Annotated in this window: 11 protein-coding genes; 6 read left to right on the top strand and 5 right to left on the bottom strand. The window is 55.3% G+C overall.

From position 1 onward, the window contains the following. Nucleotides 1-4: 4 nt before the first annotated feature. The 3 genes from Q399_RS0112355 to Q399_RS0112340 all read left to right on the top strand — a co-directional run bounded on the left by Q399_RS0112355 (nucleotide 5) and on the right by Q399_RS0112340 (nucleotide 4419). Complete coding sequence (locus tag Q399_RS0112355; protein WP_037046107.1) at nucleotides 5-2224, top strand: GH92 family glycosyl hydrolase; 2220 nt, start codon at nucleotides 5-7, stop codon at nucleotides 2222-2224. A 27-nt stretch (nucleotides 2225-2251) separates the two neighbouring features. Continuing rightward, nucleotides 2252-3148: an endonuclease/exonuclease/phosphatase family protein gene (locus tag Q399_RS0112350; protein ID WP_084164290.1), complete on the top strand. Its 897-nt coding sequence runs from the start codon at nucleotides 2252-2254 to the stop codon at nucleotides 3146-3148. A gap of 1037 nt (nucleotides 3149-4185) precedes the next feature. Continuing rightward, a complete protein-coding gene (locus tag Q399_RS0112340) occupies nucleotides 4186-4419 on the top strand; it encodes a hypothetical protein (RefSeq protein ID WP_157836288.1) in 234 nt (77 codons plus the stop codon). A gap of 22 nt (nucleotides 4420-4441) precedes the next feature. On the opposite strand, the gene Q399_RS0112335 is transcribed toward Q399_RS0112340, so the two are convergent. Beyond that, on the bottom strand, nucleotides 4442-5512 hold the full coding sequence (locus tag Q399_RS0112335) for a zinc-binding alcohol dehydrogenase family protein (protein WP_245612881.1): 1071 nt from the start codon (nucleotides 5510-5512) through the stop codon (nucleotides 4442-4444). A gap of 144 nt (nucleotides 5513-5656) precedes the next feature. Between Q399_RS0112335 and Q399_RS0112330 the strand changes: the two genes are divergently transcribed. Next, complete coding sequence (locus Q399_RS0112330; RefSeq protein WP_031568888.1) at nucleotides 5657-6565, top strand: LysR family transcriptional regulator; 909 nt, start codon at nucleotides 5657-5659, stop codon at nucleotides 6563-6565. A 14-nt stretch (nucleotides 6566-6579) separates the two neighbouring features. Here Q399_RS0112330 and Q399_RS0112325 read toward each other — a convergent pair whose 3' ends face one another. After that, nucleotides 6580-8562, bottom strand: a complete 1983-nt coding sequence (locus Q399_RS0112325) for a tetratricopeptide repeat-containing sensor histidine kinase (RefSeq protein ID WP_031568887.1) — start codon at nucleotides 8560-8562, stop codon at nucleotides 6580-6582. A 79-nt stretch (nucleotides 8563-8641) separates the two neighbouring features. Next, the gene (pyrC, locus tag Q399_RS0112320; RefSeq protein WP_031568885.1) at nucleotides 8642-9676 is read right to left on the bottom strand and encodes a dihydroorotase; all 1035 of its coding nucleotides are present in this window, start codon (nucleotides 9674-9676) and stop codon (nucleotides 8642-8644) included. A 121-nt stretch (nucleotides 9677-9797) separates the two neighbouring features. Between pyrC and Q399_RS21585 the strand changes: the two genes are divergently transcribed. Beyond that, nucleotides 9798-11714: an ATP-binding protein gene (locus tag Q399_RS21585; protein ID WP_051685943.1), complete on the top strand. Its 1917-nt coding sequence runs from the start codon at nucleotides 9798-9800 to the stop codon at nucleotides 11712-11714. Beyond that, the gene (locus Q399_RS0112310) at nucleotides 11711-12400 is read left to right on the top strand and encodes a DUF599 domain-containing protein (protein ID WP_031568881.1); all 690 of its coding nucleotides are present in this window, start codon (nucleotides 11711-11713) and stop codon (nucleotides 12398-12400) included. The genes Q399_RS21585 and Q399_RS0112310 overlap by 4 nt, the downstream gene beginning before the upstream one ends. Nucleotides 12401-12445: 45 nt before the next feature. Here the strand turns inward: Q399_RS0112310 and Q399_RS0112305 are convergent, their stop codons facing one another. Together Q399_RS0112305 and Q399_RS0112300 are read right to left on the bottom strand one after the other, a co-directional pair. Then, the gene (locus Q399_RS0112305) at nucleotides 12446-12994 is read right to left on the bottom strand and encodes a BON domain-containing protein (protein WP_031568879.1); all 549 of its coding nucleotides are present in this window, start codon (nucleotides 12992-12994) and stop codon (nucleotides 12446-12448) included. 11 nt (nucleotides 12995-13005) lie between these two features. Further along, the gene (locus Q399_RS0112300; RefSeq protein ID WP_031568875.1) at nucleotides 13006-13596 is read right to left on the bottom strand and encodes an SIS domain-containing protein; all 591 of its coding nucleotides are present in this window, start codon (nucleotides 13594-13596) and stop codon (nucleotides 13006-13008) included. Between the last annotated feature and the right edge of the window lie 9 nt (nucleotides 13597-13605).

Genomic DNA, 13605 nt, shown 5'->3' with positions numbered 1-13605 from the left:
CAACATGTTAAAACTATCATCAACAGCGCTCGGCTTTGCCGCAGCGCTGACGCTCGGGGCTTGCTCATCGCCGGCCGAAACGCCTGCTCAGACTGCAGTGGCAGCCAGTGCAGACGTGCTGCAATATGTCGACCCTTTTATCGCCACCGGCGGCCATGGCCATGCTTTTCCAGGCGCTGTGGTGCCTTTTGGCATGGTGCAGTTAAGCCCGGACAATAAATCCAAAGGCTGGGACTGGACCTCGGGTTATCACTATTCCGACAACGAACTGCTGGGTTTTAGCCATACGCATTTGTCCGGCACCGGCGTCGGTGACTTGCTGGATATTTTGGTGCTGCCGTTTCACGGTGATTATGCTGCCAGCTTAAAAAGCCCGGCCGGCCGCCCGGTCGCAACTTATAGCCATGCCGATGAACAGGCGCGGCCCGGTTATTATGCGGTCCAGCTGAAAGATCAAGGCATCAGCGCTGAACTCACCGCCACCGAGCGGGTCGGTGTGCATCGTTATCAATTCAGTCAGGCCAAAGACGCCCAGCTGCTGCTCGATTTAGGTTATGCGCAGAATTATGACAAAGCTGTGGTCGGTTTTATCCGGCAGCTCGATGCCCAGACGCTGGTTGGTTATCGTGTCTCAACCGGCTGGGCCAAATTACAGCCGCTGTATTTTGTCGCGCGTTTTAACCAGCCGTTTCAGGCGCAGTTATATCAGGACGGCGCTGCGGTAAAAGGCACTTTGCTGCAAACCGAAAAAGCTGCCGCTGTGCTTAATTTTGGCGACTTGCGGCAAAAGCCGCTGGAAGTGGCGGTGGCGCTGTCGTACGTCAGTATCGCAGGCGCGCAGAAAAACCTCGCCGCGGAACTGCCGGTGCTGGATTTTGCCACAGTGAAACTACAAGCCGCCGCTAAATGGCAGGCGCAGCTCGGCCGTTTTCAGGTCGATGCCGGCACCGACGCACAAGGTGCCACCAATAAAACCAAGTTTTATACCGCGCTTTATCACAGCTATTTAGCACCGCAGTTATTCAGTGACGTTGATGGTCGGTATTTTGGCGCTGACGGTGCAGTTCATGCCGGCCAACACCAATCGCCGCGTTATACGCTGTTTTCGCTGTGGGATACTTTCCGTGGTCTGCATCCGCTTTTGACCCTCACAGATCCGGGCCGTGTCGATGGCATGATGCATTCGCTGTATGGGTTTTATCAGGAACAAGGCCTGCTGCCGACCTGGGATTTAATGTCGAATGAAACCGACGTGATGATTGGTCATCACGCCGTGCCGGTGCTGGCCGACGCCTATTTTAAAGGCCTGACCACGTTAAGCGCCCAACAGCTACTGGACGCATCTTTGGCCTCAGCGCGCCAATCACGCTTTGGTATCGATTTGTTTGGCAAATATGGTTATGTGCCATCCGATTTGGACGTCGAAGCAGTGTCAAAAACGCTGGAATACGCTTTTGACGACCATGCCATTGCGCGTTTAGCCAGCGCCGCGGGTGATACAACAACTGCGGCAGAGTTCAGCCAAAGAGCCGCCGCCTGGCAGCAACTCTTTGATAAATCCACCGGTTTTATGCGCGGCAAAACCGCCAAAGGCGCTTGGGTCAGCCCGTTTAACCCGATTTATGTCGCGCACCGCACCACCGATTACACCGAAGCCAACGCCTGGCAATACAGCTTTTTTGTGCCGCATCAAGTCGATGCGATGATCAAGAGCTACGGCGGTGCCGAGGCTTTTGTCGCGCGGCTGGACCAGATGTTTGAGATGAGTTCGCACATGGACGGCGATGTGTCACCGGATATCACCGGCTTAATCGGCCAATACGCGCACGGCAACGAACCTGTGCATCATGTGCCTTATCTGTACGCCTTAGCCGGCGCGCCGGCCAAAGGTGAAGCACGCATCCGCCATATCCGCGACACTATGTACCACGCCAAACCGGACGGCCTCGCCGGCAACGACGATTTGGGCCAGATGTCGGCCTGGTATGTGCTGAGTAGCCTCGGTTTTTATCCGGTGAATCCAGTGGATGCCGGTTATGTGCGCGGCACACCACAATTTCAGACTGTCACTTTGCAGCTGGATAATGGCAAGCAGCTGCGCATTTTGGCCAAAGGTGACCGGCAGAAGCCAGTCAAACATTGGACTTTAAACGGGGTTGAACTACCAATCAGTGTCGATTATCGTCAGCTGATGCAAGGTGGTGAGCTCGTATTTGAGTTTTAATTCAGGGTTTTAACATCGAGGTGAAGGATGCAGCAAGGACGTTCAGGGAGTTGGTGTGCGGTGCTGGCGTTGTTGCTGTTTACCAGCAGCGCTGCGCTGGCTGATACTTTTAAAGCGCTGAGCTGGAATATCCGCCTCGACACACCCAACGACGCCGAGCTCGCCTGGCCGCATCGCGCCGGTAAGGTGATCAGCCAACTGCAGCAGCAAGCGCCCGATATTATTGGCCTGCAGGAAGTGATGGTGCACCAGCTGGTGCGGCTGGAAAGTGCGCTACCGGGTTATCAACGGATTGGCGTTGGTCGTGACGATGGCAAAAACGCCGGTGAATTCAGCCCGTTGCTAATTCGCCGCGACCGGTTTGTCATTCTGGACAGCGGCACCTTTTGGTTTCATCCGAGTTGGGATCCGACACAATCAGGCACTGAAATTATCGGCTTTGAATTAATCGGCAAACCAGGCTGGGACGCCGCCTTACCACGCATTTGCAGCTGGGCTTTGCTAAAGGATAAACACAGCGGCAAGCAGCTTCGGGTGTTAAACCTGCATCTGGACCATCAGGGCGCAGAAGCCAGACGCGAATCGGTCAAGCTGATCGCCGCAAAAATCCAGCACTGGCAACGAACATCCCACGCGCCTGTGGTGGTGATGGGCGATTTTAATCCCGCCTCCGGCGACGGCCTGCTGGCGCAAATCCAAATGTCATTGCCACAATATCAAGACGCGCTTGCACAAACCAAAACACCCCAAGGCCCCAACTACAGCTTTATCCCGTGGCGCGGCAACGAAGCCGACGCGGTGCGGCTCGACTTTATGCTGCTGCGCGCAGACCAATTTAAAGTACCAGCCGCCGGCATCCTCGCCGACGGCCCACCGACACAGCTTTCCGACCATTTAGCTCTGTGGGCCGAGCTGGAGTTATAAGCCGCGGCGACTCAGATCTTTCTTAAATTCTTAGGGGTTGATAGCTGATTTGAGCGATAGTTGTGCGCGGATTGCCGGGAATCTGCGTATCGTGGCAAAGCCAACATCGCCACCACAGCGTTCGCCCGTTCGCGCCTCCCGCGCTCACTCTTGCTCGCTCACTCCGCGGCTGCCAGCGCTGGCTTTGTTGGGGTTTGGGAACAGCAGCTTTGAGCGAAAAGCAGATCTAATAATGCCTGATTTTCGAAAAAACTAAATGACCGCTTTGCTGTTGTTGTGGGCATTGGTGAAACGTTCTGTACGGCGGCGCTATCGCTTGCCGGTACCTACTAGCTAATTGAGATCGTAGGTACCGGCAAGCGATAGCCTCGCCGTACGATGACTGCAATTAACTCTTAGCGGACATTGCCTTTTCCTTATCGCAAATGACCGCTTTTGGCACAAAGCGACGATTCAAATGAACTCTCAAAACGGCCGGATGATTACTAAAGCAGATCGTCAGCCGCAGGGATAGCGGCTGACGAGCCTACAGGGACGTATCTACGGCGTGTCTGCTGTGTAATCGTCCGTGTCATTTGCTGCAGTTGCGAGCCGCGAGTTCATTTTCGCTGTTGACACAAAGTGACGCCCAGTCTGTAACCTAATCTGCTAAGTCGCTTGCCGTGGCTTCGGCTCACGCTGCCATGCCGCCACCCATCGTATCCACGGTTGCTTTTCCTGCGAAATGGCGTATGGTGCGATTTCATCTGGTTTTGGGGCATTGCGGGCTGAACCGCGGGTTGCTGGCCAGTATCCTTTTCCCATTTTATTCAGAGGTTTTAGTGTCACTGTTTATCGCGCTGATGCTGTTATCTGTGTTTACTGCCTGCCTTTCTTAAGCCGGTTCCGCGCTGCGGGGCCGGCGCTGTCTGATTTTCCCTGATTTTCCCGACTGAACATTGCTGAATTAGTGCTTGCTGAGCCTTGGCCTCAGCCTTAGTGCCGGATTGAAACCGGCCTTTGGGCTTTGGCGCAGCCCCAGCGGGTTGGCGGAATTTATGAACAAGTTTTTTGCGTTACCGGCCCTGGCCGGTTCTTTGACCGGTATTGCGGCTGCGCGCTGGTTAGCGCTGCGGTCTGTCTGGCCATTGCGCGTGGCGGCGTTGTGGCGGCTGCAACAGTGTTTACCAGCTGATGCGGCGGCCTCTACAATGGAAGGCGCGACACCAGGCCACTGTTTGTTATTAAAAGAGAACCACAGTGGCCGCCAACACTGCCAGCAACTTCGCTGACTAGTACACAGCTGACTTGTATTTAGTTTTGAGCAAAACCAGCCAGTACCAGCTTACCAATCACTTTGCCTTGCTCCAGCATGGCATGCGCCTGACGTAAATTTGCAGCGTTAATCAGCCCCAGATGCTGACCAGCGGTGCTTTTTAATAAACCGGCGTCGACCAGCGCCGCCACTTCGCGCAGCAGTTTTTGCTGGGCAATCTGGTCTGGAGTCTGAAACAAAGAGCGGGTGAACATCAACTCCCAGTGCAGGCTTAAACTTTTTACTTTCAGCGGGCGGATATCCAGCGCTTCTGCCGGGTCATCAATCAGCGCCAGTTTACCTTGCGGCGCTAAGGCGTCGATAAACTGCTGATAATAAGCCGCGGTATCCACCAGACTAACGACATGGCTGACGGCATCAATACCAATGCGTTTTAGCTCATCGGCCAGCGGTAACTGGTGATTAATCACCGCATCGGCACCTAAAGCACTGACCCAGGCCTGCGATTCTGGCCGCGACGCGGTCGCGATGACAAAAGCATCGGTTTTTAATTTCGCCAGTTGCACCAGCACAGAACCGACACCGCCGGCAGCGCCGCTGACCAGCAGCACTTTGCGGCTAAATTGCGGCGCTGGCTTATCCAGCTGCAGCCGGTCAAATAACAATTCCCAGGCGGTGATGGCGGTCAAAGGTAAAGCGGCGGCGTCAGCAAAAGACAGGCTTTGTGGTTTCGGGCCGACCAAACGTTCGTCTACAACATGATAAGCACTGTTGGCGCCGGGGCGGTTCAAAGCGCCGGCATAAAACACCGCATCACCAACTTGGTAATGCTGCACAGCAGCACCGGTCGCGGCCACCACACCAGCGGCGTCCCAGCCCAATACTTCAGCGCTGACGATGCCATCTTTGCTTTGTGGCGCGCGGCGCTGGCGGATTTTATAGTCCACCGGGTTAGCAGCGATGGCTTCGACTTTCACCAGCAAGTCATAAGGCCCAGGTGTTGGTACCGGTAAAGCTAAATCAACCAGCGCCTGCTCATTGCTGACAGGCAGCGATTGCAGATAACCAACGGCTGGCATCATGGCTGGAATGGAATGAGAGGCAGACATAATAAACTCCTGATATTTCAATCGAAAAGGGCGCTTCGCAATCGCGATTCAGCGTAACGTTCAACAGATGCTGCGCATTGTGCCGGATTGACATTGATTGAAAAACCGCATAATTAAGCATTCTTTATCAAATGAAATTTGAAAATGCTGCAAATTCAGGATCTCCGGTTATTTCAGCAGATTGTCCGTAGCGGCAATATCAGTGCGGCGGCGCGGCAGTTTGACTTCACGCCGGCGGCGGCTTCGGCGGCGCTGAAACGGCTGGAACAACACCTTGGCGCAGCGCTATTGCTGCGCAGTACCCGAAGTTTAAAGCTGACGCCAGCCGGTGAATTGTTTCTGCAACATTGTCAGAACGCGTTGGAAGCGTTGGAGCAGGGCGAGCAGGCGCTGAAAAATCTGGCGGTGGATATCGGTGGCGAGCTGCGACTGGCGGCGCCCAGTGATTTGGGCCGCAACTGGTTATTGCCCAAGCTCGATACGTTGTTGGCACGCTTTCCACAGCTGAAACTACGGCTGGAACTGGGAGACCGGGTGGCTGGGTTACAGCGCGAACCGGTCGATGTGGCGCTGCGGTATGGCGCTTTAACAGACCCGGCCTTGGTGGCATTTTTTATCGCCGAAGTGCCGCGTATTGTCTGTGCCGCGCCAGACTATCTGGCGCGCGCTGGTACTCCGACACAGCCGTTGCAGCTGCAGCAACATAATTGTTTGCTGTACATGATTGAAGAACGCACTTTTGACCGCTGGCGTTTTAGCGGGCCGCAAGGGCTGTTGCAGGTTAATGTGCAGGGCAACCGTAGCAGCAATGACGCCGAACTGGTGCGGCGCTGGGCGGTGGCAGGGCATGGTATTGCGCTGAAATCGGCGCTCGATATGGCAGCGGATTTACGCGCCGGCCATGTGGTGTCGTTGCTGTCAGATTATCCGGCGCCGAAATTACAGCTGCATTTAGTTTGTGCCAGCCGGCATCAGGTCACGCCGGCGGTGCTGGTACTGCGCGATGAACTGCGGGCGTGGGTGGCGGCTGAACTGGCCACGCTCAAGTTGTGAAGCAACAGTGATGACTAAAGCGCCGGTAAACGGACCAGGAAACAACAGCTACTTGGCTGTGGCAAATGCTCGAGGCAACCACCAATCGCCTGCAGCTGGTTATAGGCAATGTTCAGGCCCAGTCCCAGATTGCCCTGACCCAGTTTAGTGGTAAAAAACGGGTCAAAAATTTTATCCAGAAGTTCAGGCCTGATGCCCTGGCCATTGTCAGAAAAATACAGCAGCAACTGAGTGCCGTCAGGTTCTGTGGCCAGCTGCAGGCGGATTTGCAGCGCACCTGCAGTTGGTTCGGCGTGTTGCAGTGCGTTGTCCAGCAGCGCCGATAGCACCTTGCCCAGCACATTGGTATCAAAGCGCCACTGTAAGTCAGCACCTTCGAGTTCAAGGGTCACCTCACGCGGCTGTAACGCCAGATGGCTGTGCAGCCACTGGCCGGCAAACTGCAGTACCAGCTGAGTATCAACGCCGGATTGCGGCGATGTGGCAGAGATCAGTTTAAAACGTTCGACCAGACCGGCGGTGCGCTCGGCGCTCTGTTCAGTCAGTGCCATCAGCTGTTGTTGTTCGTCGATAAACTGCTGTAGTTCCTGCAGGTTGAGTTTTTTGTCGGTCAGTTTTTGCAGCAACAGCTGCAGCTGCTCCCGGCTGCAGGACACTGCAGTCAGAATAGTGCCCAGCGGCGTATTCAGCTGATGTGCCATGCCACTGACCAGCTGGGTCAGCGCCGCCAGTTTGCGCTGCTCGACCAGCTGCTGCCGGGTACGCTCCAGAGTCTCCAGACTGTGTGCTAAGGCGCGGTTTTTCCGGCGGATTTGCCAGCTAAAACCCAGACTGACCAGCAATATTAGTAAGACGGCAGCGATCCCGCCATATAACTGTTGCTGGCGGGACTGACTGATTTGTTGTTGCTGCTGCAGCCGCTGAATTTCAATTTCGCGGGTGCTGATGCCGACTTCTGCACTTTGCTGCGCCACTGTTAAGCTAAAACGTTGATCGGCAAGCTGTTGCTGCGCTTTTAGCGCCTGCTGCATTGCCACCACGGCCTGCGCATATTTTTGCTGGCGCAGTGCCAGGTCGGCCTGTAATTGCCAGCCCTGCAGTAACTGATCGTGCGCGCGAAGCTCAGTGGCGAGCTGCAGGCTTTGCTGCAGTTGCCGATCGGCACTGATGCTGTCACCGGTTAACAGCAGTGCTTGCACTAATAACAAGCCTGCCTCGGCTTGTTCGCGTGCATGCCGGCTTTGGCGTAGCTGCAGGCTATGCCGGGCCAGCAGCACTGCTCGTGGGCCATCCTGCTGTGCCAGCGCTACCCGGGCCAGATTAAAAAAAGACCAGGACGCCTCCAGCTGGTGTAAACCGCGGATAGCCAGCGCCTGTTGATGATATTGCTCTGCTGCACTGACAGCGCCACTTTGTAATGCGGCTTCACCGAGATTATTCAGCGCTACCGCCTGGGCGCTTGGACTGTTGTCACGCAGAGCTTGCTGATAAAAACGCTGAAAATATTGTGTCGCTTCGTGGGTCTGGCCGAGTCTTAACAGCGCCAGCGCCAGATTATTTTCGGTCTGGCTGATAAAAAACGGTTTAGCCAGCAAAGTTGCCAGTGATAAGGCTTGCTGATAATGCGTGATAGCTTGCTGATACAAACCCTGTTCGCGGAAAATTCCGGCAAGAATATTGTGGTAACTGTATAAAATAGAGCGATCTTTTGATTCCAGACTCATGCTTTTACACCAGGCCAGTGTTTTGAGCGCCGCTTCGGTCTGATTACTGCGCTCCTGAAAGATCGCTTTGTGGTAGTTCAGCCGGATTTGTTGTTCAAGCGTCAGGTTGAGTTGGTGCTGTTGCAGCAGCTGGTCAGTGTCGCGCACCGCCTGGCTGTAATTGATGGCGGCACCTTTGAGCAAAGGGCCGCGCAGTTTTTCAAAATCGGCTTCTGGCATTGCTGTGACGGACAGGCTCAGCAATGCCAGCAATCCGTAGCAGCAATATTTCATCCGGTGACTTCAGTCAGGTGTTTTTGCCAGTATAGCGATCTGGTGACAGAGCGCCATACCGGCTAAAACCGCCGGAGGTTTAGTCTTGCAGTTTCCAGTGCAGGGTTTGGCCAGCGTAAAACGGCACTATCGGGCTGCCGTCGGGCAGGGTAATTTCTTCCGGCACAGTCCAGCTCTGCTTGACCAGCGTGATCTGGCCGCTGTTGCGCGGCAGGCGGTAGAAGTCAGCGCCATAGTGACTGGCAAAACCTTCTAATTTTTCAATCACACCAAGCTCTTCAAAAACCTGGGCATAGAGTTCAATCGCACTCCAGGCGCTGTAACAGCCGGCGCAGCCGCAGGCGGTTTCTTTGCGGTGTTTGGCGTGTGGCGCCGAATCTGTGCCTAAGAAAAACTTCGGGTTGCCGCTGGCGACAATGGCGCGCAGCGCTTCCTGATGGGTACGGCGCTTCAGCACGGGCAGGCAATAGTTGTGCGGGCGGATACCACCGACCAGCATGTCATTGCGGTTTAACAGCAAATGCTGTGGCGTGATAGTCGCTGCGACATTCGGCCCGGCGTTTTTAACAAATTCGACGGCATCAGCGGTGGTGATATGTTCCAGTACAATGCGCAAATTCGGGAAGCGGTCGACGATTTGGCGTAAGTGCTGCTCAATAAACACTGCTTCGCGGTCAAAGATATCGACGTGGTTGTCGGTGACTTCACCGTGCACCAGAAACAACATGTCGTGTTCGACCATGGCTTCGAGCACCGGATACAGCTTGCTCAAGCTCGACACGCCGGAGTGCGAATTGGTAGTAGCGCCGGCCGGATACAGTTTGGCGGCTAAGACGCCGGCCGCTTTGGCGTCGGCAATATCCTGCGCTGTGGTGGTGTCGGTCAGATAAATCGTCATCACAGGTTCAAAGCTGCTGCCGGCTGGGCGGGCGGCCAGAATACGCTCGCGGTAGGCGCTGGCTAAAGCGCCGGTGGTGACCGGTGGCACCAGGTTGGGCATCACCACCGCTCGGCGGAAACAACGGGCGGTCGCCGGGACAGTTTCCTGCAGCATATCGCCGTCACGGAAATGTAAATGCCAGTCATCTGGGGTGGTCAGCTGTAATACGGTCACGGGGCTCTCCTGAGGCGAAAAATTAACTGTCGGAAAAGATGACCGAGTGTATCATTAACCATGGTTTTCAGGCAGCGCTCAGGTCGCCTGATTTAACGAAATCTAACGCTACGGGTGCAATTTGCGGGCAGGGGTTTTCAGTTTAGCGCGGCTGCAAAGCGCATTATTAGTGCTGCTTATCCTGTTATTTGGTGCCGTCGCTGAATATCTGGCGCTGCAGGAACAACGCCGTACTGATGCACAGCAAGTGCGTGATACTGTTGAAAGTGCCGCCCAACTGCGTGCGCTGCTGGAAATGGAATTAAATGCACCGCTGCAGCTCAGCCAAGGCCTGGTGGCGCATGTGCAGGCGCTGGAAGGCAACACCAGCGCGCAGGATTTTCAGATGTTGCTGCCGAACCTGGTACGCCAGGGCAAACACATCCGTAACATGGGCGTCGCGCCCGGTAACCGCCTGACTTATCTCTATCCGCTGGCCGGCAATGAAGCCGCAGTAGGCTTGTATTATCCCGATCTGACTGGCCAGTGGCCCGATATCGAACTGACAATCCGTAGCCGTAAAGCCAAACTCAGCGGTCCGCTGCAGCTGGCACAGGGCGGTCGTGGTTTTGTCTACCGTATCCCGGTCTACCTGACAGACGGTAAGTATTGGGGCATCGTTAGCACCGTATTAAATGTCGATGATATCTGGCGGTTGCTGAAACAAAAAGCGCAAGCGCTGCAGGTCGGCGTCGCGGTTCGCCATCTCAATGGCGGGCAAGGCGGGGAGATCCTGTTGGGTGAATTGCAGCAGTTTCAACCACCCGCCGCGCTGTTGGCATTAAATGTCGCCGGCTCCGACTGGCAGCTGGCAGTCTGGTCCCTGCAGCCGGCAGTGAGCCTGGCGGTCTGGTTCCGCTTAGTCGGCTGGTGTACTGCGCTGCTGTTGGTGTTGCTGCTTGCCAGTGTGTTTCGGGCTAACCGGCGCTGGCAGCAGACCAGCCTGGCCTTTGAGCAAAGCGAACAATATTACCGCACCGTGCTCGACAATGTGGCTGACGCTATTGTCGTGCTGAATCCAGCCGGCCAAATTCACACTTTTAATCACGCCGCTGAACAGATGTTTGGATATCAGGCCCGGCAGCTGCGTGGCTTGCCGTTTCAGATTTTATTTCCGCAGCCGCCGGCGCTGGAACCGGGGCAAGGGCCACAGGAATTAACAGCACAGCGCTTGCACGGCGAGACGCTGCAGGTCGAGCTGCTGCACACCCGTATCGAGCTGCAGGATCAGTCGCTGCAGGTGCTGTTATTCCGAGATATCACGGCACGTAAGCGCATGGACCGGCTGAAATCAGAGTTTATTTCGACCGTCAGCCACGAGTTACGTACACCGCTGACGGCGATTAACGGTGCGCTGACCTTGGTCACTGCCGGTGCTGTCGGGTCTTTGTTACCGGCCCAACAGCAAATGCTCGATATTGCCCGCAGCAATGCCGATCAGCTGATGCGGCTGGTCAGCGACATTCTGGATATGGAAAAACTGCAGGCCGGTAAATTGTCACTGCAGCTGGAGTTGCAGCCGGTACTGCCATTGCTGCAGCAGGCTGTGCAGCGCCACAGCGCGCTGGCGTTGTCCTGTCAGGTGCAACTGCAGTTGTCTGCGGCTATCCCACCGGATTTACAGCTGACGCTCGATGGTGGGCGTTTGCTGCAGGTGCTCGGCAATCTGCTGAGCAACGCCATTCGTTTTTCACCGGCGCAAAGCACTGTAGAGCTGCGTGCTGTACTGAGCGGCGACATGCTGCAGCTTATGGTCAGCGATCAGGGGCCTGGTGTACCGCCGGACTTTGTGCCGCATCTGTTTGATAAATTCTCGCAGGCCGACAGTTCGGACAGCCGGCAACAAAGCGGCAGCGGGCTTGGCCTTGCGATCTGCAAAGAGCTGCTGGAACGGATGGGCGGCCAGATTTATTATCAGCAGGCGGCGCAGGGTGGCGCTTGTTTTTATTGTGAAATTCCGCTGCAAGGCGTTGCAGCAACACAACAGGAGAGAATGTGAGCTGGCAGCAGTTTCCGTGGCTGGATTTAATCGCCGTAAGTTGGTTTGTCGGGGTCTGGGTCGGTTATACGCTATTTGCCAAACGCCGGGCGCGGGAGGTCAGTTGTCTATCCTACGAATTGCGGCGCAAACGCACCGCCTGGATGGAACAAATGATCATTCGCGAAAACAAAATGGCGGATGTGGCACTGATTTCCACGCTGGAACGCAATGTGAGTTTTTTTGCTTCTAGTTCGATGCTGATCCTGGCCGGTTTACTGACGGCGCTGGCGTCGAGCGACAAAATCGCCACAGTGCTGATGCAGGTGATGCCATGGCTCGACCATGTCGACGGGCTGCTGCAGTTTAAAATTCTGTGTTTGGTGCTGATTTATGTCTTTAGCTTTTTTCAGTTCACCTGGTCGCTGCGTCAATATGGCTTTGGTGGTGTGTTGATTGGCGCCGCACCGGACGGCCGCGAACTGCCACAGGCAGAGCGTAGCCAATACGCCAATAAGGCCGCCAAAGTGATAGATCAGGCGGCGCATTCGTTTAACTACGGCCTGCGCGCCATTTATTTTTCGCTGGCGACACTCGCCTGGTTTATCAATGTCTGGTTATTTATGGCAGCAACTGTGGTGGTATTGCTGGTGATGAAACACCGGGAGTTTCACTCTAAGGCGCTGAAAGCGCTGCAGGATGTCTGAGGTGAGGACAGGGCCGGGCGGTAACCGCCTGACCCTGTTGTAAACTTAGTTATATTGCGTCTCAAACGCCTTAATCACCCGCGATACGCCGTTGACGTGGCGGGCAATCTCGACTGCTTTGTCGCCTTCCTGTTCTGTCACTATGCCCATCAGAAACACTTCGCCGTTTTCGGTGATGACGCGGATATTCAGCGCGCTGATCTCTTTATCAGCCAGTAGCAGCGATTTGACGCGGGTGGTGATCCAGCTGTCGCGGCTGCGGGTGGTAAATGAGGTTGGGTTGCCGACGCGGATTTGGTTTTGCACATCCTTCGCGCCTTGTACCGGCCGTACCAGTTCACCGGCTTCGTCCACCATGCTCTGATTTGGCGCCTGGCCAGTCAGCAGAATAATACCGTTGTAACTGTAAACATTAATATTGGCTTTTTCGTCCAGCGTTTTGTTCGCTTCGATGGCATTGCCGGCTTTGATCACGATGCTGTTGTCATCGATTTGTGAGCCCAGCGTCCGGCGGTCTTTGGCGGCGCAGCCATTTAACATCACAGCGACTGTGGCGATAGCGGCCAGTTGCAGCAGATCACGCAGCTTAAACATCAGATTCTCCTTTAGATGAGGTCAACATCTTGTTGTGGGAACAATGTGTTATCGATGAGTTCGACCACACAGTGTAATAAAAACGCATAACATTCATAGACACGTGCCGGCCGGTGGGCTGGCACCCGCAGCTCAACGTCGGTATTGCCAAGCAGGCCGGACAGCTCGCCGTTGTTATCGACGGTGAGCGCAATGACAGTCATATCTTTGGTCAGCGCGGCTTCAACGGCACGTATCAGACTGGTTTCGTCGCCGCTTAATGACAGTACCAGCAAAATATCGCCTTCCTGACCCAGCGCGCGTACTTGCCGGGCCAGATAATCCTGTTGCTGCGATGCCTGCACCAGGCCGGAATTGTCGTTATTCAGCGCACAGGCCGGCAAACAAGGCCTTTCAGTTTCAAACTGGTCGAGTAACAAGCGGGCGAAATGGCCAGACAATGCCGTGGCTGCGCCTTCGCCGGCACACAACACTTTGCGGTCGTTGATCAGCGCCTGCACTATGGTCAGTGCTGCGCTTTCAATCGGGCCAGCCAGCGCTTCGCCGGTGGCGATCATGGTTTGAATATTTTCGGAGAACAGCTGCCGGATATGTTCCTGCATCGATACGGA

Source organism: Rheinheimera texasensis DSM 17496 (assembly GCF_000711985.1).
GTDB lineage: Bacteria > Pseudomonadota > Gammaproteobacteria > Enterobacterales > Alteromonadaceae > Pararheinheimera > Pararheinheimera texasensis.
This window is presented reverse-complemented; position numbering and strand designations above follow the sequence as displayed.